This is a genomic window from Mesorhizobium sp. WSM3862, from assembly GCF_002294985.1.
Classification (GTDB): domain Bacteria; phylum Pseudomonadota; class Alphaproteobacteria; order Rhizobiales; family Rhizobiaceae; genus Mesorhizobium.
The window spans coordinates 52,924-73,536 of sequence record NZ_NSGE01000015.1; the positions used below are offsets into that span (position 1 = coordinate 52,924).

Sequence of the window (20,613 nt, forward strand, 5' to 3'; positions counted from 1 at the left end):
AATGGCACCCCTTCCCAAAAAGTTTGACGCGAAGGCGCACCAGATTCGCGACCTCCTCCACGCGGGTCTGCGCTTGGAGGCGCTACAGCTGTTGGAATCAGTCATTGCAAGCGGTTCGGCCGGCGCGGATACGATGGAACTTGCCAGCTTTTTGCGCAGCGCGCCCCGCGGTCGCCAGCCCTTCGGAGCAAAGCATCGCTGGGCGGAAATCGGGGCAGAGAATGACGAATTGCGGTCTGCAGGCATGAGTTATGAGGCCCGCCTGGCTGCCCTCAGTGTGAAGTATCGATTGGGTGACGAGAGCAAGGTCAAGGCTGCGATCGCGAAGTACGAGGCTGCGATGGATGTGGCGCGCTCCCTCGTTAATGAAATGCGTGAGCGCTGATTTAAAGCAACTACAGAAAAATACGGAAATCCCATATATCCCAGTGCACCGGCAAGCAAAAGGAGGGAATATGGCACTGATTAGAGTAAAACAGGCAGCTGACTATCTGGGGCTGTCAAAATCGTTTCTAGACAAGGCGCGATGCTACGGCGGCGGCCCTGCGTTCATACGCTTCGGAAATGCAGTCGTTTACTCGACTGATGACTTAGACAAGTGGGCGGCCGATCATCGCGTGGCTAACGATAACGCTACGGCATCGCGCGCCGCCTAACTTATCCTCACAGAAGTGGCTCCGTTAAGACAAGCCCAGCAGCAGCCCTGTAATTCCGCACAAAAGCGAGTAGCAAAATGACAGCCTGCGATAATCTCGCAACGCTAGACCGTGCCCTTTTCTACATAGCAAAAGGCTTTCCCGTTTTCCCATGCCGCGGCAAGGAGGAGTGGGATGATCACACCGGAGATTACCTCGCACCCAAGACGCCGCTGACTTCGAATGGTCTACGCGGCGCAACCAAGAACGAGCGCATCGTACGGGAATGGTGGCGGCGCACACCGGACGCAATGATCGGCCTACCGACCGGCAAGCCAACTGGCGTGTGGGTGCTGGATCTCGACAAAAAAGCAGGCGTTGGTGACGGTCATGAGTGGTTGGACGAGATGGAGGCTCGGCATGGGCCCTTACCTGACACGGCTCGCGCGACCACCATGGGCGGCGGTACGCATCTATTCTTCAAATACGTTGACGGCATTCGGAACCGTGGCGGCCTCGGTCTCTGCGTGGACGTCAGAGGAACCGGCGGATACGTCATTGCACCGGGCAGCGTGGCCGGTGATGGTCGGGGCTACGAATGGGTCGACGGCTACGGACCGGAGCACATTGTTGACGCACCGCAGTGGCTCCTTTCGCTCGTCCTACCGCCGAAGCGCGAGCACCATCACCCGGTTGAATATCACTATCAGTCGAGCGGCAACACGCCATACGTCGAGCGTGCGCTTGAGGACGAGCTACGCGGCCTCGCCACCACGCCACCAGGTGGCCGAGGCTATGCGCTCAACGCCAGTGCCTTCAGCGTGGGCCAACTGGTCGGCGCCGGCGCTGTATCGCGCTCGGAGGCTGAAGGACGGCTATATGATGCCGCCATGGCGTGCGGCGTTGCCCAGAAGGACGGCGAGCGCGAGACGCTTGCCAAGATTCGGCGCGGGCTGGACGCTGGCGAACGGCAACCGCGGCACATACCGGAGCCGGGTTTTGCGCAGGACAATACGCGGCTGGTCGACGTCAAGCGGATGATCGCCAATGGTCTGGCTAAGGGAAGCAAGTCAACCAAGATAGACGCCATTGTCGAGCCGACCACTGATACGGAAGTCCAAGACAAGATTGCTGATGCCGTTTCAGAGGCGCGCCATAAGGATGAAGACGCACCGCCCATCACCATCACGCCGTACATGTGGAAAGATCCACGCACGTTGCCGCGGCGCGAGTTCGCATTCGGCAAGCACTACGTGCGCAAGTACGTGTCCGTGACGGTGGCGCCTGGCGGACTTGGCAAAACCAGCAATAGCATTGTTGAGGCGCTATCCATGACGTCAAGCAAGATGCTGACAGGCACCAAGCCAGACGATCGCCTGCGCGTGTGGCTGTTCAATGCGGAGGACCCACGCGACGAGCTCGAACGCCGAATCCAGGCTGCAGCCAAGCACTACAACCTCAGTCCGGACGACATGAACGGCTATCTGTTCGTGGACACGGGACGCGAGCAGGAACTTGTAGTCGCGGTGGACGATAAGAAAGGCGTCAAGATACAGGTGCCCATCGTCGAGGCTGTCGTTGAGCAGATACAGCGGCACAAGATTGACGTCATGATCGTTGACCCGTTTGTGTCCACTCACAGCGTCAATGAGAATGACAACGGGGCCATCGATAAGGTGGCCAAGCTATGGGGACACATAGCCGACGAGACTAACTGCGCCATCGACATCGTGCATCATCTGAAGAAATTGTCGGACCGTGAGGCAACGGTAGAGGACGCTCGAGGTGCGGTGTCCCTGATCGGCGCAGCGCGATCGGTGCGCGTGTTGAACCGAATGACGGCAGAGCAGGCCACGAAGGCCGGTATCGATCGAAACGACCGCTTCAGCTATTTCTACATCACTCAAGGCAAAGCCAATCTCACCAAGCAGGACCACCGGGCAGACTGGCGCAAGCTGGAATCCGTGGCGCTCGGCAACGGCGTCGGGCTGACTAGCCCGCAGGACCATGCCGGCGTCGTTACAAAGTGGGACTGGCCGTCTGACGAGGAAGTCGCAGAGACCGTGTCTGCGGAAATTAAGGACCGCGTCCTGGTCACGCTGGGCAACCAGGATCATCGCGAAAGCGCACAGTCGGATGAATGGGCGGGCTACGTGCTGGCCGAGGCGATGGGCGTCGATGTCGTCAGGGAAAAGGTCATGTCGGCAGAAAAGAAACGGATGAAGGCGGTCCTCGACGCATGGCTGGGCAGTGGAATTATATCCATCGAGACCAGACCGGACCCCAAACACGTCGAGCGAAAAATCAAGTATATTCGCCCGGCAGCCACCACCTCACCACATCACGTGGGCGTGGGTGGATAAAAATCACCCCACCGCAAGTATTTATCCACCTCCCACACCACCCCTTCCCCTCTTTATAGGGAAGGGTGTGGTGTGGTGGAGGGGGAGGTAGGTAGTGAACAGGTCACTCAGGAAGAGGTGGGCGGCACGTGGCTCACGAAGAAAGTGAGACCCTGCGGAACATCGAAGGAAAGGAAGGACCCATTCAGGAGGTTAGCATTTCGGACCTCATCAAGAACGTCGCAAGCGCGAGCACGGCCGCCGCGAGCCGGCGCCTATTTTTTTTCGAGGTTCCCTTTACCGACCACGGCCTGGCGCTTTTTATGTAGTGCGCGCATTCCTTGCCGCACCAATCCCAGCACGAACCGCACCATTTCGGGGACACAGAAATGCAGACCAAACGGTGCGCAAGAACAGAAAGCCAACGCCAGGTCGGGCGGTGACATGATCCAGACATGGAGCCACCCGCAACTACGGATCACGGAAAACCAGGCCGACTTTCTCCGGCGAGGCTTTGTACATCACTGGTCGGCCGCTTTCGCTGACCGCACTCGGCGCAGCCTCGAACAGCGGAAAATGTTGTCGTGGCGGCCAGCCGGTGATGGAACGTTCAGCTTGGCTGCCAATGTCAAAGGCCGAGCGGCACTCGAACTTTTTGATTGTGGGAGCACACATTGAAAAAAGGATCTTTGGCCGATCAGCTTTCTGCGATGCTGGCTTATCGCAACCGTGCCGACATCGATGCACCAGTTGAGACTGCCCGCACGAACTGGACGATCGTTCCCGCCAACGACAACGCCAATCCAGAGGAAATCGCAAACACGCACGTGGAGAGGCGATTGGCGATCAGGCCAACGATCTCAAAGATTTTGCGCGAGTCCGCGGAAGTCGACTGTCGTCCAGTTCCAGTCGCTGACGTGAGCAAAGCAAAAGGCGAACATGACCTTGAACTGTATCCTGTCGCTCGGGATGTGGAGTACGGTTTCGCTACAGACGATAACGGAAAGCGGCATCGGGTCGTAGTCCGCATCGGAAGGCTGCGCTTCAGCGACGGTACGCAAACCGAGAAAGGTTTTGCAAAAGGGCTGGACGGCAAGTTGGTCATCAAAGATTTAGAAATGCCCGTTGGCGCCATGCTGCGCACGGAGGAACAGCAAGAGCGCATGCTCGGCGGTAATGGCGTCAGCAAAGCCTACATTGAGCAATCGAACCTGTATTTTGCCCAAATGCTGGGCGCCATTGAGCCACGGTACGTGAAGGGAACCGGGCGCCGCTACGGGCGCTCGTATTCGGCCGCGGAATCCCGCACAATGCTTGCGGAGGCCTACGCTAACACGCCAGTGCTGCCGCCTGTGAAGCGGTACCGGAAGGGCTTGCCATGCGGCAGCCAGCGAGTAGCCGAAAGCTTCCTTGGCATGCAGAAGGGCAAGAAAGGCGAAAGCGGATCGATTGCTTGGGAGGATGTGTCCAGCCACATCGTCAACCGCGAGGTCTGGGAGGCAACGCTGACATACCTGACCGAGGCCGAGACCACTGTGCTGGACAAGGCGCTCGAGGCCGGCAGCCTGGCCGAGCTTGGCGATGGTGGCCATAGGCGCACGCGCGAAAGGCAAGGGCGCCGTAAACTGCAGGCAGCGAATGATAATTTGCTTGCCGCACTCAAAAAATCTGCTGCCTAGTGCCGCAATTCGCGACTGCCATGGTGTGGAAGGATGAAGGGATGTTTTTGACATCCCCACACCTTCCGCAATGCGGACGCTCGGTTATGTGGCGGAACAGATGACTTGTGCATCGCGGCGCCACCGCTGAACCGGGCGTAACTATACGACAACAGCCATATAGCGGTTTGGTGCGCCATCCGCGCCTACTTTGTTGTCGCTCATCGCCACCTAGCGCGTCCTCCTCCCGCAGCGTTGTGGCGTTTCTGCCTCGCTCCTATTGCTGGTCGCCTAGCGCCTGGCAGTGGTTGAGCGAGGCACCAAATTCATCATCCGGGTATAAACCGGGCACTCGGGTTGATCGCCGAGTAGCGGATGGGTGAAAGAGCGGATTAAGGATTCGTCCTCCGTACTTACCCATCATCATTTAGCGATGTAGAGAAGCGGCCTATCTCGCTTGGCTCATAACCAAGAGAACGTCGGTTCAAATCTGACCAGCGCAACCAAACAACGCGGATATAGCTCAGAGGCAGAGCAGTAGGCTTCCACCCTATGTGCGGGATTTCGATATTCCCTATCCACTCCATTTTTGGAGTGTCGCCAAGCAGGTAAGGCACGCGGCTGTTAACCGCGCTACCGCAGGTTCGAATCCTGCCTCTCCAGCCACGTCGGTGTAGCTTAGCCAGGGCAAAAGCAGCGGTCTCCAAAACCGCGATCGTTGGTTCGAATCCAGCCACCTTCGCCAACTCACAGAGGAAGCAACGATGTCCAAGGATCGACCGCGACCCACCCTTACAGGGTGAAGCTCGTGCAGAAGAGTACCGGCCTTGGAAGCCGGATGCCGGAGGGCGGAACTCCGCACCCTGACCAATTCTAGGAGAGGAGAATACATGACAACTGCAGTTGTGGTTACAGTGCCAGAAGACGCCAGCTATCGAGCTCGCGTAATCAACTACGACTTGACCGGCGGTGAGTGGGTTGAGGCTGACACGGTTCACGTCGAACCGGGCAAGTCCAACACTCGGTACGTCTGGGATACGCGCTGCCTGACCGTTCTGGAAGTCGGTCTTAGCGATGCTACAGAGGTCAACGGAGGAGAATGACCATGAACGCATTCAGCCCTTGGTTCAACGGCACGCCCACTCCTGAGACCGATGCCTTCGAAGTAGGCGACATCGTCACACTCATCAGTGGTGGTCCGCCGCTTACCGTGCTCAATGCATGCGACTGCGGTGCGGTTGAGGTTGCCTGGTTCGATGGCTCTAGCCTGTCGGTGCAGGACTTACCGGAGGAAGCGCTCGTCCACTGGGTTGACCCTGATGAATAGCATCACCCGCTTGCTCGACAAGGTTCGGCAGTGGTTCGACGAATGGGTAATGCGAGCATGGATCTGGTATCACCTCAATGCCTATGACGCACGGCGCCACCAAGCCGGACAGGCGCTCGCCTGAGGCTGCGGAATACCGCAAGCTCTATTCCACGGCCAGATGGAAACGCCTTCGTGAATTCAAGCTCGCACAGCAGCCGCTGTGCGAGTGGTGCCTTGAGCAGGAGATAGTCGAGCCCGCTACCGAGGTGCACCACGCTGATGGCGGTCACAAGGGCGATGTCGTTAAGTTCTTTGCCGGTCCATTCGTTTCAACCTGCAAGCCGTGCCATTCAAGGCGCGGCCAGCGCGAGGACCTTGGGTTGACGGTGATCCGGTTCGGGCCAGACGGCTGGCCTCTGTGACTTGCACGATGCTTGTCGATACTTCGCAGGCCTAAGTACATCTGGTCAAATAAATCGACCGATATTGCAAAACGCAAGAATATTTCGCGAATTGTAGTTGACGGCCACCCAGCCGGATGGTATAATGGAGGGTTGGGGAGGGGTGTCGATGCCCTTCCGGCCGTCGGACCCTGCTACCGGCGCATCCCCCACAGCGCACACGTCTGCAATTCGAAATATGACCCCCGCTCAGGATTTCGCCCTATGGCACGGCCGAGAAATCCCCTCGCCAAAGCCAAGGCCGAGGGGCGTGAAAAGATAAATGCTGGGCGCTTCAAGGATCGCGCGGAGCCAAAGGCCGGTGGGCCGCTTGGTGCCCCTCCGAAGTGGATCGTTGATACCGACACCAGCAAAGCAAAGTCGGCATGGCAGCTCTTTCAGAAGGAGCTGCCATGGCTCAACCAGTCGCACCGCATGCTGGTTGGTATGGCCGCCAACATCCAAGGACGCGTGATGGCGGGTCAAGAGGTTGGCGTCCAAGCCATGAACCTGCTCCGCCAAATGCTTGGCCAGATGGGCGCAACACCAGCCGACGCGACCAAGATCACGGTGCCTGATGACGAGGATAAGGACGATCTGCTCGACTGACGTCGGACCGGCTCTTCGGCGTGTCAACGACTACGCAGAGGCGGTCCTTTCGGGCGAAGTCATTGCTGGCCCGCATGTGCGGAATGCCTGCCGGCGACACCTCGACGACTTGGCCAGCGGTGCAGAACGCGGTTTGTGGTTCGATGACGTTGCCGCGCTGCGAGTGTTTCGGTTTTTCGAGGAGCGACTGAAACTTTCGGAGGGCCAGTTCGAGGGCAGACCGTTCAATCTGCACCCATCGCAGGCGTTCAAGCTTGGCTCGCTCTTTGGTTGGAAGCGACCGGACGGCACACGTCGCTTCCGGCGCGCCTACCTTGAGGAAGGGAAGGGCAACGGCAAGTCGCCGTTTGCTGGCGGTGTGGGGCTTTACGGCCTGATGGCTGATGATGAGGCCGGTGCGCAGATTTATGCGGCTGCGGCGAAGAAGGAGCAAGCTGGCATCCTGTTTCAGGATGCTGTGAAGATGGTTCGCGCCGCTCCAGCGCTGGAACAGCGCTTGACATTCAGCGGCGGCCTTGGGCGAGAATTCAATATCGCGCACCATCGCTCCGGGTCTTTCTTCCGGCCCATTTCGAAAGATAGCGGCAAGTCTGGTTCTGGTCCACGCCCGCATTTCGCGCTCTGCGATGAGGTGCACGAACACCCCGACCGCACGACCATGGAGATGCTCGAGCGCGGATTCAAATTCCGGCGCCAGCCGCTGCTTCTCATGATCACCAATTCTGGCAGCGACCGGAACACAGTGTGTTGGGAAGAGCACGAGCATGCGGTGCGCGTTGCGGCCGGGACGCGCGAGCCCGACGACGACTTTACCTATGTCGGCGAGGTGATTGACGATACGACTTTCGCGTACGTGTGCGCTCTCGATAAAGACGATGACCCGCTGGAGGATCCGACGTGCTGGGTGAAAGCGAACCCACTGCTTGGCACGATATTGACGGATGACTACCTGGCCAGCGTCGTTGCGCAGGCGAAGCAGATACCGGGCAAGCTGAACGGCATCTTGCGCCTACATTTCTGCAAATGGACAGACGCGGACAAGGCGTGGATGCCGCGGGCGACGGTCGAGAGCGTCATGGACGACTTCGATCCAGAAGAGCACGCTGAAGCGCCTGTCTTCTTGGGGGCCGACCTTTCTGGCAGCAAGGACATCACCGCATTGGCGTGTGTTGTCCCGACTGGCTTCAAGGAGATGCATCGCGACGACGGATCGTCGGTAAGCCTGCCGACGTTCGATGCCTGGGTAGAGGCCTGGACTCCGGGCGACACGCTGAAGGCGAGGGCGCTGGCTGACAAGGCGCCGTATGAGCAGTGGGTTGCAGGAGGATGGCTAAACGCGCCACCAGGACCGCGCATTCGCTACGACTACGTCGCAGCACGCGTGCAGCAGTTAAATCAGATCTTCGACATTCAGGCGATCGCGTACGACAAATACGCGTACAACAAATTCCGCGAGGAAGTCGAGGCGCTGGGCGTTGAAGTTGAGCACGTACCCCACCCGCAGGGCGGCAAAGTTCGCGCGAGGCCAAGCGAGGCGAAGATCGAGGCCGCTAAAGCGGCCGGCGAGCCAGCCCCGCAAGGGCTGTGGATGCCGGGCTCTGTTTCTGCTCTCGAGGAAATGATCATCGACGGGCGCATCCGCTTGAGGCGAAGCCCTGTGCTGATGACAGCCCTAATGGGCGCGACGTTCGATCGCGATCCTCAGGACAACCGATGGTTTGTGAAGCAAAAATCAACGGTGCGAATTGACGTCGCTGTCGCTCTTTGCATGGCGATCGGTGCCGCGACAGACGCCGCCGGGCCGAATGTGTCTCAGCCGACGTCCCCTTGGGATGATCCCGCATTTTCTTTGATGGAAGCCGCATGAAATGGCCATTTCCCCGTAAAAAGCGGGCCGAACCGACGCAATCCGGAGAAATCCGGGCGGGTACGATCGAAAACCAGAACATTCCGGTAAGCGCGGAGAATTTCCTCGCGTACTTCGGTATCCAGTCGGCGAATCTGCCGGCCGTAACAATCGACAGCGCCTTGGCGGTGCCGGCGGTGTGGGCTGCGGTGGCATTTCTGTCTCGCACGTTGGCTGCGCTTCCGCTGCACGCGTACAAGCAGACAAAAGACGGCCCAAAACAACTTACTGGCCGCCTTGAGGCGATTGTCCACGACGCTCCCAATCCTGAGCAGGGCTCATTCAAGTTCCGCCAATGGTTCTGGCAGCAGGTGTTTACCGGCGGCCGAGGTTTGGCGTGGATTGAGCGCACGCCTGGTGGGGTCGACTCGCTGTGGCCGATGGATCCGATCAAGACCACGATCCAACGTGTTGGTGGGAAGGTTCGCTACCAATACGGCGACGCCACGCATCCTGTCAAACAGTACCCGGCCGAGGACGTGATTGACGTCCCATTTATGCTTTGGCACGACGGGCTTCGCCACTACGGCCCGATCACCATGGCATCGAAGGCGATTCAACTCGCCCTGGCCATGAACGACTACGGCAGCAATTTCTTCGCCGGCGGCGGCGTGCCGCCGCTCGCGCTGCAGGGGCCGCTGCCTGCAGGCAAGGATGCGATGGCCCGCGCTCAGGCCGATATCAAGCGGTCGGTCGACGCGGCCAAGAATGCCAACGAGGCAGTTTTTCCGATTCCGCCAGGCTACGAATTGAAGCCGGTCGGCATCGATCCTGCCAAGGGGCAGATGATTGAGGCGCGGCGCTTCCAGGTGGAAGAGATCGCCCGCATCTATCAGTTACCGAAGGTGTTCTTGCAAGACCTTATCGGCGCCACGTTCAGCAACACCGAACAGCAAAACCTGATGCTGGTGCAGCACCTGGTTGGCCAGTGGGCCGAGGCTTTTGAGGACGAATTGAACCTCAAGCTATTCGGTCGCGCCGGCGGTGGCGGGAAGTATATCGAGCATAACCTCGATGGCATCCTGCGCGGTGACTTCCTTACGCGCATGAATGGCCTCGGCCAGGCGGTGCAGAACGGCCTGCTTACGCCGAACGAGGGCCGCGCGCTGGACAACCGGCCCGCCATGGAAAACGGCGACAAGCTGTACATCCAAGGCGCCACGGTTCCCCTTGGCAGCAACGTTGCCAAGCCCGGCAGAACGCCGCCGGCCAACGACAACAATAAACCTAATGAGGCCCAGGCCGCATGAAAGACCTAGAAAAGCGCAGTGGCCTGCACGGCGTCGAGTTCCGCGAGGCGGAGGGCAAGCGCACCCTTGTTGGCTATGCTGCCATCTGGAACAGCGATACCACTATCGGCGATTATTTCATCGAGCGCATAGCGCCTGGCGCATTCACCGCGGCACTTCGCGGTGACATCCTGGCGCTCTGCGATCATGACATCGGCCGTGTCATTGGTCGCACCAAATCCGGCACGCTGCGCCTCGCCGAGGACCAGCGCGGACTGAAGGTCGAGATCGACGTTCCGGACACCACGGACGGCAATGACCTGTGGACGTTGGTCAAGCGTGGCGATGTCAGTGGCATGTCGTTCGCGTTCCGTGCCACAAAGCAGGAATGGGACGACACTGGCGATTTGCCGAAGCGAACCATCCTTGAGGCCGAGCTTTACGAGGTGACCGCCACGGCGCTGCCGGCCTACCCCGACACCACACTGGCCACGCGTTCGCTTGAGGCTGCGCGCGGTGAGGTCGAGCAAGTGAAGAAGGACGCCGAAAGGCGGGCTGCGGACGCTGCCGCTGCGGCTAGGCGAGTTTCCGAAAGGCGCGCCTCCATGGAGCAGAAGTTTCGAGGCATTCAGTCGCCTGAAGGGCGATCGGCGGACGCTTCGTAGTCACCCGGCTTAGCCCGGAGGGCGGCTAGTCCGCCATTCAACCCAAGACTAGCCCGTTTGGCTCCGCCGCGCGCGGAGGCGGGTTTCTATTGCCTAAAGGTACGATATGACCCTCAGGGAAATGCAGGAAAAGCGCGGCAAGCTTGTTGCGCAGGCGCGCGAAGCACTGGAAGAGATCCGCAAGAATACGGACCATGCTCGCGCTGCCGAACTTGAAAAGCGCCACGACGACATCATGGCCGAATTCGACAAGCTCGAGAAGGACATCGAGCGCGAGCAGCGCATGGCTGCAGCCGAGGCCCGCATCAATGCGGCGGCCGAAGAGGAGCGTCGTCGGCAGCGCCCGACCGGCGCCGACACCGAGCAGCGCGGCCGGTCCGAAGGCGACAAGCCGGAATACCGCTCTGTCTTTTACAAGTTCCTCGCCAGCGGCGGCGCTCTGGACACGCTGGACGCCGAAGAGCGGTCCATTTTGCGCCAGGGTACCGTCGAGATTGAAAAGCGTATCCAGACCGGCGGCTCGAACGCGGCGGGCGGCTATACAGTACCGGTCGAACTGCAGAGCTTGCTCGTGCGCGCCATGAAGGCGTGGGGTCCGATGTACGATGGCAACATCGTCAGCGAACTGAACACCTCTGCCGGCAATGCGTTGCCGATCCCGACCACGGACGACACCGGCAACACTGGTGTTCAGGGTACGGAAGGCACGGCGCTTACCGATGACGGCTCTGCTGACGCTGTGTTTGGCCAGAAGCAACTCGAGGCCTACGACTTCAACACGAAGTTCGTGAAGTTCTCCTGGCAGCTTGCGCAGGATTCGATCTTTAACGTTGAGGCTCTGCTTTCCGACCTTCTCGGCGAGCGCCTTGGCCGCCTGGCCAACGCACAGCTCACGACCGGCACCGGCACGTCCGCGCCGAACGGTATCGTCACCGCCTCGACGCTCGGCGTTACCGCCGCATCGGCAACCGCGATCGCCTCGGACGAACTGATCGACCTGCAGCACTCGGTTGACCCGGCTTACCGTCAGTCGCCGAAGGTTGGTTGGATGTTCAACGACCAGACGCTTAAGGCGATCAGGAAGCTCAAGGACGGCCAGGGCAACTACCTCTGGCAGATGGGCGACGTCACCAAGGCTCAGCCGGCCCTGCTCCTCGATCATAAATACAACGTCAATCAGGCTGTGGCCAACATCGCGACCGGCAACAAGGCCGTGATCTTTGGCGATCTGGGCAAGTATTGGGTCCGCAAGGTTGGCGCCCCGGTGATCGGCGTTCTGCGTGAGCGCTTCTGGCCGGATCTGGGCATCGCTGGCCTGATCCGTTTCGACGGCGAACTGCTCGACGCCGCGGCGGTCAAGCATCTCAAGTTGGCCTAATTTGGAATAGCGGGCTTGCCTTCGGGTTAGCCCGCCTCCGCTTTGGAGGTGAAATGCTTTTGAAGATGCTCACAGGCCTTTCGGGGCCGCTGTTCAGCTTGGCGCCTGGCGACGAGTACGATTTTGATGACGCTGAAGCGGAACGTCTGAAGGCTGCCGAGTTCGCCATTGACGCCGAGCCCAAGGCTCCAGCTACGACCAAGAGGGGCAAGGCTGATGTGGTATCCAGCAACGGTGACGACGCCGGCGGCTAATGAGCCGGTATCGCTTGTTGAGGCTAAGCGGCAAGTCCGCATCGATTTCGAAGACGACGACGAATACCTGACGGACTTGATATCGGTCGCGCGTAGTCACGCCGAGAAGTACTGCAACGTCTACCTGGCGCCCCAAACGGTCGCGGCTAAGGCGGACGACTGGTGCGATTTTCGGCATCTGCCGGTTGGTCCTGCGCAGTCTGTAACGTCGATCGCCTACGTCGACAGCACGGGCAACCCGCAGACGCTGGCCGGCACGGTTTACGAACTTCGCAACGATGCGATCGTGCTGAAGTACGGCCAGAATTGGCCAGCCATTCACCCGGGATCGCTTATCACGCTCACCGTTGCGGTGGGCACAGCCGACGTTCAGCCGGCGATCAAGCACGCAATTCTGGTTCGCGTAGCGGACCTCTACGAGAGCAGGGAGAGCCAGGACGACTCCAAATGGACGACGTTCGACTCGCTGCTGAGCAATCACCGCTATTACTAAAACAAATTGCGGCGCGAGCCGCTGGATAGGACAATGGCAGCAACGCAAATTCTGGCTACCGCGTCCACGGCGGCCGACTCGGCCGATGTTACAGTTGCGGCTGGCACGCCCATTACGGTCAGCCTAAAGGGTGTGACTAATCAGAGCGCACTTGTGCTAATCTCCCTCAAGGATGACGCCGGAGCCTACAACCAAACGGGCGGTCGGCTCACGTCCGATGTCCCATCCCTGATGATTTCCGCACCTGGCACTTACCGCTTCTCTCGTGTTGCTGGTGCTACGTGCGGAGTGTTCAGTGGCTAGGCTGTTCGATCCGATATTTGAGCCGTTAGCGCGGCCAGCGCTGGCGAGGCATGGTGGCATGCTGCCATCTGAGGCGGCAGGGGTCGATCTCGTCCTGCCGGCCACAGGCGCAGGCGGGGCGATCTACTCGACAAACGCCATTTATGGTTCGGCGCTTGCCTGCTGCCGCATCGTGCGCACCTCAGACAGCGCCGAAATGGACATCGGCTACCGCACGATCAGCCGCAAGATCGACATTGCTTCTGCGATGGCCTTCAAGGCATCGCCGTCAGACGCCATTCTGGTCAAGACTTGGTACGACCAGAGCGGCAACGGCAACCACGCGACGCAAACCACGCAAGCGAAAATGCCCAAGCTGCTGGCTGGCCGTGATGCGATCATTGCTGGAACGCGGCGGGCCGACAACACGCTGGCAAACGCACTGCCGCGGTACTTCGACATTCCTGCCGGCGTGGCGTTCAATCGTTTGGGCAACACCAAGCTAATGGTGTTTGCATCCTCGGTGTCATTGCAAGGCATGACGCCATACGAGTTTCCGAACAACGCTCAGTCTGACGCGCTGCTGCTCTCACAAAGCAACGCGATGTCGATCCGCTGGTATCCTGGCGCAGTCAACGACAAGACACCTGCAGCCAAGGACGTGCTTGAGTTCTATGGAATGGGGACAGGGGCAACCGGTTCCGGCATCTATAGGACGACTGGCACCAAGAGTACGATTACCGCGCCAACTACTTTGGCGATAGCGGGTGGTTATCTCGGGTTCAGCTCTGTCGCGAGCGCATGGAACAAAGCTGCGCGTCAGGACTATTGCCTCTTCGCCGTCTACCCATCGCAGTTGACCGATACGCAGATAACCGATGCTCGCACGGCGGCGATCACCGCCTTTGGCGTGCCGACATCATTCGATAACAATCTTATCTTCGTTGGGGACAGCATAACCGAAGGCGTCTACACCGACGACAACAAGACCCTGCCGCGTCTCGCGTCTGCTGCCGTATCTGCATCGAATAAGCAGATTTGGAACCTCGGCGTTGCCGGCCAGACGATGGCGACGATTGCCACCAATCAGGCAACTAGGGAGGGGACGCTCTACAGCGGATCGATAACTGGCAAGAATGTGTTCCACCTGTGGGCCGGGACTAATGATATCATTGCCGGTACCGGTGTTGCATCGACCGTCATGGGCCAAATCCAGACTTGGGTCGCCAATCGAAAGGCGCAGGGCTCAAGTGTGCGCTGTGTGGTTGGTACATGCCTTCCGCGTACGGGCTTTGGCGCCGCTGGTTCGTCCAAGGATTTGGACAGGCAGGACCTCAACACCCAAATCCGCAACAACGCCAGCGTCAACGGTTACACGGTCGCTGACTTCGCGGCTGATGCGGTTCTAGGCTTGGTGGCCACGACCGCAGACACATCGATCTACCCTGACGGCACGCACCTGTCGGCTTCGGCCTATGAGCAGTATGCGGCACCGATAAGCGCTGCGGCAATCAATGCTGCGCTAGCAAGCTAATCTAATCAAATAAGGAGGCCGCATTGACGGCACTTGTAATCACGGCTGCCAACGTGGCCGCTGGAGCCAATTCCACGCGCGACAACGGCACTGCCGGCGCAGCCATCACTGCCGGCCAGGTTGTCTACAAGGCGGCGGACAACACGTACAAGCTTGCCGACACCAACGACGCCTCGGCGATCGTGCGTAAGCCGAAGGGCATTGCGCTGCATGCGGCGGCATCTGGCCAGCCTCTCGCCGTGCATACCAGCGGCCCGATCACCATCGGCGCCGCGGTTACGGCGGGCGTTGCCTACTATCTTGGTGGCGCGCCCGGCTCGATTGTTCCAGTTGCCGACCTGACCACTGGCGACCATCCGGCGCTTATCGGCCTGGCCTCAAGCGCGACCGTAATCAACGTCGACATCCAGGCGCCAGACGCGGCTCTGTAATGGCGTGGGTGCGCTTTAGCCATCCGTGGGATTATCGCCAGCCGGGCTTCACGATCGCTTACCCGGTTGGCGACTTCAACGTGACGCGTAAGGCGGCTGAATTGGCCACCACCGCCGGCGCGGCTGTGCGGCTGCGCAAGTTGAACAAGAACGATGAGGCGGTTGAATGGCCAAGCGAAGCGGGGCCGGCGCCCTTAACTGCCGGGTTGTTTTCCAGCGAAGATCGGTAGTGCAGGACGAGTACGGCAATGACGTCACAGGCGATTTTGCCGACGTGTTCTCCATCTCCGCACGGCTGCATCCGAAGTTCGGCGCCGATGTCGAGACGGAGACGGCGGCTCGCCTTGCTGCTTTGCAGCCGTATAACCTGACGGTTCGCAGTTGCGCCGACACGCGCGCAGTGACGCCAGCCTGGCGCGTCTATGACGCGCGCAAGGGCCTTGTCGGCGGTAAGCCGCTCCGGTTCTTCAATATCAAGACGATCGTCAATCCTGACGAGCGTGGCGCAATGGTTGAGATGCTGGTCGTAGAAGGCGAGAGTAGCTAGCGGTCATGGCGATCAAGACGAAGATCATCGGCCGCGAGGCGCTCCAGCGGAGACTTGATGAACTGGTGCCTGAGGCAGCGACAGCCGCCGCAGAAGCCAAGTTAGAGGTGGCGCAAGAGTTGGCTAGCAGAATTGCCAGCCGTGCGCCTGTAGATTCTGGCGACTACAAGGCCAGCATTCGAGGCGGCAGGCAGGCCGATAATCCCGGCATTCTGCCGGTGGGCGGCAAGCAGTCCAAGGATCCAGACGCAACAGCGGTTTATGCCGACTTCATCTGGCGCTTTCTCGAGTTCGGTACGGCACCGCACGTCATCAAGGGCAAGAATGGCGGAAACGTCGTGTTTGCCGGCTCCGATGGCGGATTGGTTTCTGTGCCGTCTGTGGCACATCCCGGCTCGCGAGCGCATCCACATGTATTCTACACGTGGAAGGCGCTCCGCAAGGTAGCCAAGGCCAAGATCAGCCGTGCGATCAGCAAGGCCGTGAAAGCATCCAACAAGAAGTAGCATGGAGGGCGCATGGCCGCACCGGCACATGAGCTCGTCGGCGTTGCGACCGCACGCTTACGATCCTACACGGCGCTGACGAGCATGGTTCCTGCCAGCAACATCTTCTATCGTCCGCCAGCGTCGTATTCGCCACCATACGTGACCGTGGATGACGTCTCGACGCGGCGCGTCGACATGCAATGCGTCAGCGGCACGATTGTTGACCTGACAATCCACGTCTGGACGGACGAAAGCAATCCGCTTCCGAACACCGGAGGCGCTCTGCAGGACGCCAGGGCGATCGCCTACGAGATCGCCAACGCCCTGCATGACTACCCACTAGCGTTGCCCAGCAAGCGGCTGGTGACGCTGGAACACCGCGGCGAGCGCGTGTTCTACGATGCGGATGGCGTAACCGGCCATGCGGTCATCGACTTCGAAGCGGTAATCGAATCCTCGGCCGCGCTTTAGCAACCTAATTTATGGAGCCTACAATGGCTGACGGACAACAGACCGGCAGGCTACTGCTGATTCAAATCGGCGATGGCGGAAGCCCTGAGACTTTCAACAATCTGTGCGGCCTGCAGACGCGCAATTTCAACATGTCGGCGAACGATGTCGACACCACGATTCCGGATTGCAATAATCCTGGCGACACGCCGCAGAAGACTGGTGTCCCCGGTATCAAGAACCGCACTTTCTCCGGCTCCGGCAAGTTTGTAGCTGGCGCCGCCCAGTCCACCTTTATGGGCTACGTCAACAACGCCGTGACCTTCAATGCCAAGGTTATTGTGCCTGGTCTCGGCTCCTACACCGGCCCTTGGTACGTGACCGACTTCACCCTAAACGGCGAGCAGGAAGGCACGATGGGCTTCGATGCTACCTTCATGGCTGGCGGCGCACTGACGTATGTTGCGGAGTAAGTAGGGCATGGCATTAGAGGTTAACGGCGCAAGAGGAGAGGTCGCCCTTAGGGTGGGTGACGTTGACCTCGTAATTGCCGCCACTATGGCCGGGCTGGCCGCGGTCTCCACGCGGCTGGAATGCAAGTCGCTTGGCGACTTGTTTCAGCGGCTTTCCGGCGTTGAGGCGGCGGCCACCATGGCTGCCATCGAACTGCTTACCGTTCGCGGCGATAAGGCTGCGGCGCTTGATGCGCTTAGGCTCAAGCACTTCAAGGCATGTTCGGATGCGTTCGCGCTGGCGCTCGCGCACCACTTCGACGGTGAGCAAAAAAACGAGCAAGCCGCGCCGGCAGCGGGGTAGAAAAGCCGTTCCCCTGGCGAGATTGGATGAAGGGCGCATTCGGCGCCCTTCATTGGACGCCAGAGGTGTTTTGGCGGTCGACGCTCACCGAATACATGATGGCGATCGAGGGCTTTAACGCGCTCAGCGGCGGCGAGAAGAAAGATTCGGGACCAAGCGACGAGGATATGGCTGCGCTGTTGGCGAAATATGGCTAGATCACTGAGATGAGCTCTGCAGCCACTCGGTGCTCGTCTTTCCATCAATCTTTACGAAAAGATAGCTAACCGGATCCCTCCCGTAGGTGCTGCCGTAGGTGCAGTCCGCATAGCCCCTAAGCATCGTTCCGAACGAATTTGGAGCGTCATATTCGATCGCAAGGCTAAGATTTTTTGGCTCGATTTCCTTCGCGTCGAAGCTTTTGAGATAAAACCGGCGAACGCTTTCAGTGTCCCCGCTAGTGTTCAGATGCGTGATGAATTCGTCGCGCGTCATGTCTTTGCTGTCGCGGGCCATTCGAATGCGCTTGTACTGAGAAGGGGCCTTAAGCCTTTGCCTCAGAGCTTCTTCGCACGATTTGGTCAGATCGTCATCGAAGTATCCGGTGTTGTATGCGAACGCGACACCGCCGGCCGCGACCATCATGGCGCACGCCGCACTTATAAGCCATTTCATTGCCTCTCCCCCCGCAAGAAGGTTCAAATATGTCTGATAAAACCGATGACCTTCTTATAAGTGTAAGTACCGATCTTACTACCATCAAGAGGCAGCTGAAGCAACTTGGCCAGGACGTCGGTCAAACTACTTCAGGAATCCAGAAACAGTTCGATGGCCTTGGAAAGGGCATCGACCAATCGATGTCTCCGATCCAAAAGCGCATCAACGCTATGATCGGCATTCCCGTGTCCTCAAGGGTGAAGGAGTGGAAAGGCGCGCTTGCCGAAGTAGCCGACACGTCAAAGCTTACCTCCTCTCAAGTCCTCAACCTGACGCGGCAGGGTAACGACCTTGCCACCATGTTTGCTCTTGGTGCTAACCCGATGCAGATTTTTGCATCGCAGGCGGGTCAGATTTTTGATGCACTGCAGAGCGGCCCTGGCGGCGCAATGGCGTCTATCAAGGCGATCGGCGAGGGCGCGATCGGTCTGGCGACCAAGTTCCCGCTCATCACGGCGGCGGTCGGTGCAGCAGGTGTGGCTCTGCTCGCATACGAAGCGAGCGGCATCGGCAGTTTCAAGTCTCTCGACGAGATCATCAAGACGCACGAGGCCAACATCAAGCGCCTCGGCGATGCGTATGATGAAGTCAACGGGAAGCGGCAGAACTATGCTGCGGACACGGCCCGCACTGTCAATGCGCTCAACAAGCAGAACGCGCAGGACGCCACCGATCTTCTCCGCAAGCAGGCGCTCGACGCTCTCGGCAAAATGGACGCCAACCTGGCGTTCTTCGATGATAAAGGTCGATTTTCGGCCTTCGCCGCCCCCATCAAAGAGCTGATAGACGAACTGAAAAACGGCACGCCGGATATTAAGGCGTTCCGCGATCAGATTAATGCTATCGCCGATGCCAATCCGGGGCTGGACAGCAAGCGCCACGAGATACTGGATTTTTCGCAGTCGGCCGCGGATACCGCGGCTAAGCTGCCGGATTTGGCTCGCTCCGTTAGCGACGTCACAGACACGGTAAATCAGTTCAGTTTGCAGCTGGCTGAGGTGGATTCGAAGCCGCTGCAAGCCGCACTGCAAGATCTTTTTGACAAGGCTCGTGAGGGCAGGGAGCCGATTGACGGCATCCTCCAATCGTTGGCGGCGCTCGAGCAGGCCAATCCGAATTTCGCGGGTATTCTCGCAGGCTTCAAAGACATTCTGGATGCTGCGTCCAGAACCAATGCTGCGCTTGACGCTCTAGGATCAAGATATTACGCCAACCAAGGCACCCCTACGAACGGCCGGCAAAAGCTACCGGTCGGGCTTCTGCCGGATAGCGCCCCGGTGCCGGATTCGGCACCTAACCGCGAAGACCTTGGGCATGAATATGACAAGGCGGCCGAAGCGGCAAAGCGCAAGGCGGATGCCGCGGCTCGTCGTGCGGCACGTGCACAACCGAAGACTGCCGAGGATCGCTTTGGGGAGGATTTGCAGTCCATCCGGGACCGCACAGCCGCTCTGACCGAGGAATATAACGCGCTTGGGCTCTCCTACGAGGCGCAGACCAAGCGTAGCACGGCACTCGACCTCGAGCAGCAGGCACTGAAGCAGGTTCGCGAGGAAGCCCGCAAGAAGGGCGACACTGACTGGCAAAATGCCCAACTCACGCCAGCCCAAATCGCGCAGATCGATGCGGTTTCGGATGCTTATGCACGGCAGGCCGATGCGCTGCGCAAGGCGCAGGAAATGCAGGATCTTCAGCGCGATGTGCTGAAGGGTGCGTTTGACGATCTCCGCTCAGCGCTGGACGACGGCAAGCTTGATTGGCAGGATTTCGCCAAGATCGCCGAAAACGCGCTCGATAAGGTTATCGACAAGATCGAAAACGATCTTCTCGACGCCATCATGCAGGCCAACTCCGCGGGCGGTGGCGGCGGCATCGGGAGCATCTTCAGCGCCATTTTCGGCGGCGGCAGTTCCAGCAACGTCTTCCCTGGAGGCGGCGTCCTCAACAGCGATATGGGCCTCTACGACACGGGCGGCTACACCGGCCCCGGCGGCAAGAAAAAGGTCGCCGGTCTCGTCCACAAGGGCGAGGTGGTTTTCAGCCAGGACGACGTCGCGCGAAATGGCGGCGTTGCCGCGGTCCAGGCCATGCGCCGTGGCCGAGCGATTGCCGCACCACAGATGCCCGCAATTCAGGCGCCAGCCGCACGCGGTGGCGACATTGGCGTGACGTTCGCGCCTAGTATTTCGGTGCAGGGCGGCGGCAACGATGCCGGCGAGCAGGTAACTGCTGCGCTCAAGAAGTTTGAGAAGGAATTCACGCCGAAGGTCGTGAAGTCGATCCGCGACGCGAAGGTCAGGGGGATGCTGTGATGTGGGATACCGTGTTTACATAGTGTTTACGTGGAGATCGTAGCGTAACGGTTGCCGTATGTGCGTGCGTGCGCTATATGAATGAGGGCCTGAGAGGAGCAAGCGACCCGCGAAAGCGGGCTCCCCGAAGGGAATTCTC

At 59.5% G+C, this 20,613-nt stretch carries 23 protein-coding genes, 3 tRNA genes and 1 pseudogene; 26 read left to right on the plus strand and 1 reads right to left on the minus strand.

Annotated features, from left to right (window positions below; genetic code table 11):
- Position 1: 1 nt before the first annotated feature.
- The 25 genes and pseudogenes from CK224_RS29075 to CK224_RS29205 form a co-directional block, all read left to right on the plus strand.
- Positions 2-385, plus strand: a complete 384-nt coding sequence (locus CK224_RS29075) for a hypothetical protein (RefSeq protein WP_095784167.1) — start codon at positions 2-4, stop codon at positions 383-385.
- Between the two features lie 348 nt (positions 386-733).
- A complete protein-coding gene (locus CK224_RS29080) occupies positions 734-2,998 on the plus strand; it encodes a bifunctional DNA primase/polymerase (protein WP_095784168.1) in 2,265 nt (754 codons plus the stop codon).
- A gap of 653 nt (positions 2,999-3,651) precedes the next feature.
- Positions 3,652-4,656, plus strand: a complete 1,005-nt coding sequence (locus CK224_RS29095) for a hypothetical protein (RefSeq protein ID WP_141245893.1) — start codon at positions 3,652-3,654, stop codon at positions 4,654-4,656.
- Positions 4,657-5,064: 408 nt separating this feature from the next.
- Positions 5,065-5,141 (plus strand) — tRNA-Ile (locus CK224_RS29100).
- Positions 5,142-5,147: 6 nt separating this feature from the next.
- A tRNA-Gly gene (locus tag CK224_RS29105) sits at positions 5,148-5,221 on the plus strand.
- Between the two features lie 4 nt (positions 5,222-5,225).
- Positions 5,226-5,301: transfer RNA gene (locus CK224_RS29110), tRNA-Asn, on the plus strand.
- Between the two features lie 224 nt (positions 5,302-5,525).
- On the plus strand, positions 5,526-5,738 hold the full coding sequence (locus CK224_RS29120; RefSeq protein WP_095784172.1) for a hypothetical protein: 213 nt from the start codon (positions 5,526-5,528) through the stop codon (positions 5,736-5,738).
- Positions 5,739-5,740: 2 nt separating this feature from the next.
- Positions 5,741-5,962, plus strand: a complete 222-nt coding sequence (locus CK224_RS29125; RefSeq protein ID WP_176478050.1) for a DUF2158 domain-containing protein — start codon at positions 5,741-5,743, stop codon at positions 5,960-5,962.
- The gene (locus CK224_RS32410) at positions 5,955-6,086 is read left to right on the plus strand and encodes a hypothetical protein (RefSeq protein WP_280952292.1); all 132 of its coding nucleotides are present in this window, start codon (positions 5,955-5,957) and stop codon (positions 6,084-6,086) included. Before CK224_RS29125 ends, CK224_RS32410 begins: the two co-directional genes overlap by 8 nt.
- 523 nt (positions 6,087-6,609) lie before the next feature.
- A complete protein-coding gene (locus CK224_RS29135) occupies positions 6,610-6,993 on the plus strand; it encodes a hypothetical protein (RefSeq protein WP_095784175.1) in 384 nt (127 codons plus the stop codon).
- Between the two features lie 109 nt (positions 6,994-7,102).
- On the plus strand, positions 7,103-8,860 hold the full coding sequence (locus tag CK224_RS29140; RefSeq protein WP_245426305.1) for a terminase TerL endonuclease subunit: 1,758 nt from the start codon (positions 7,103-7,105) through the stop codon (positions 8,858-8,860).
- The gene (locus tag CK224_RS29145; RefSeq protein WP_095784177.1) at positions 8,857-10,149 is read left to right on the plus strand and encodes a phage portal protein; all 1,293 of its coding nucleotides are present in this window, start codon (positions 8,857-8,859) and stop codon (positions 10,147-10,149) included. Before CK224_RS29140 ends, CK224_RS29145 begins: the two co-directional genes overlap by 4 nt.
- On the plus strand, positions 10,146-10,793 hold the full coding sequence (locus CK224_RS29150; RefSeq protein WP_095784178.1) for an HK97 family phage prohead protease: 648 nt from the start codon (positions 10,146-10,148) through the stop codon (positions 10,791-10,793). Before CK224_RS29145 ends, CK224_RS29150 begins: the two co-directional genes overlap by 4 nt.
- 106 nt (positions 10,794-10,899) lie before the next feature.
- Positions 10,900-12,171, plus strand: coding sequence for a phage major capsid protein (locus CK224_RS29155; protein WP_095784179.1), 1,272 nt, complete (start codon positions 10,900-10,902; stop codon positions 12,169-12,171).
- Between the two features lie 53 nt (positions 12,172-12,224).
- Positions 12,225-12,425 (plus strand): hypothetical protein, encoded by a 201-nt coding sequence (locus CK224_RS29160; RefSeq protein ID WP_095784180.1) that lies wholly within the window; start codon positions 12,225-12,227, stop codon positions 12,423-12,425.
- The gene (locus CK224_RS29165) at positions 12,388-12,918 is read left to right on the plus strand and encodes a head-tail connector protein (RefSeq protein WP_095784181.1); all 531 of its coding nucleotides are present in this window, start codon (positions 12,388-12,390) and stop codon (positions 12,916-12,918) included. The genes CK224_RS29160 and CK224_RS29165 overlap by 38 nt, the downstream gene beginning before the upstream one ends.
- A gap of 295 nt (positions 12,919-13,213) precedes the next feature.
- Positions 13,214-14,734 carry an SGNH/GDSL hydrolase family protein gene (locus CK224_RS29170; protein WP_141245894.1) on the plus strand — a complete coding sequence of 507 codons (1,521 nt, stop codon included), beginning with the start codon at positions 13,214-13,216 and terminating at the stop codon, positions 14,732-14,734.
- A gap of 23 nt (positions 14,735-14,757) precedes the next feature.
- Positions 14,758-15,165, plus strand: a complete 408-nt coding sequence (locus CK224_RS29175) for a hypothetical protein (RefSeq protein WP_095784183.1) — start codon at positions 14,758-14,760, stop codon at positions 15,163-15,165.
- Complete coding sequence (locus tag CK224_RS31055; RefSeq protein ID WP_135860535.1) at positions 15,165-15,395, plus strand: hypothetical protein; 231 nt, start codon at positions 15,165-15,167, stop codon at positions 15,393-15,395. Before CK224_RS29175 ends, CK224_RS31055 begins: the two co-directional genes overlap by 1 nt.
- Positions 15,395-15,712, plus strand: a complete 318-nt coding sequence (locus CK224_RS29180; protein ID WP_176478051.1) for a head-tail adaptor protein — start codon at positions 15,395-15,397, stop codon at positions 15,710-15,712. The genes CK224_RS31055 and CK224_RS29180 overlap by 1 nt, the downstream gene beginning before the upstream one ends.
- 5 nt (positions 15,713-15,717) lie before the next feature.
- Positions 15,718-16,218, plus strand: coding sequence for an HK97 gp10 family phage protein (locus tag CK224_RS29185; RefSeq protein ID WP_095784185.1), 501 nt, complete (start codon positions 15,718-15,720; stop codon positions 16,216-16,218).
- A gap of 12 nt (positions 16,219-16,230) precedes the next feature.
- On the plus strand, positions 16,231-16,671 hold the full coding sequence (locus CK224_RS29190; RefSeq protein WP_095784186.1) for a DUF3168 domain-containing protein: 441 nt from the start codon (positions 16,231-16,233) through the stop codon (positions 16,669-16,671).
- A gap of 23 nt (positions 16,672-16,694) precedes the next feature.
- On the plus strand, positions 16,695-17,123 hold the full coding sequence (locus tag CK224_RS29195) for a phage tail tube protein (protein WP_095784187.1): 429 nt from the start codon (positions 16,695-16,697) through the stop codon (positions 17,121-17,123).
- A 52-nt stretch (positions 17,124-17,175) separates the two neighbouring features.
- Complete coding sequence (locus CK224_RS29200) at positions 17,176-17,466, plus strand: hypothetical protein (RefSeq protein WP_245418603.1); 291 nt, start codon at positions 17,176-17,178, stop codon at positions 17,464-17,466.
- A 20-nt stretch (positions 17,467-17,486) separates the two neighbouring features.
- A pseudogene (locus CK224_RS29205) lies at positions 17,487-17,663 on the plus strand (phage tail assembly chaperone); the annotation flags it as partial.
- Position 17,664: 1 nt separating this feature from the next.
- Here the strand turns inward: CK224_RS29205 and CK224_RS29210 are convergent.
- Positions 17,665-18,120 (minus strand): hypothetical protein, encoded by a 456-nt coding sequence (locus CK224_RS29210; RefSeq protein ID WP_095784190.1) that lies wholly within the window; start codon positions 18,118-18,120, stop codon positions 17,665-17,667.
- Between the two features lie 29 nt (positions 18,121-18,149).
- Between CK224_RS29210 and CK224_RS29215 the strand changes: the two genes are divergently transcribed.
- Positions 18,150-20,474: a phage tail length tape measure family protein gene (locus tag CK224_RS29215; RefSeq protein WP_095784191.1), complete on the plus strand. Its 2,325-nt coding sequence runs from the start codon at positions 18,150-18,152 to the stop codon at positions 20,472-20,474.
- Positions 20,475-20,613 lie beyond the last annotated feature (139 nt).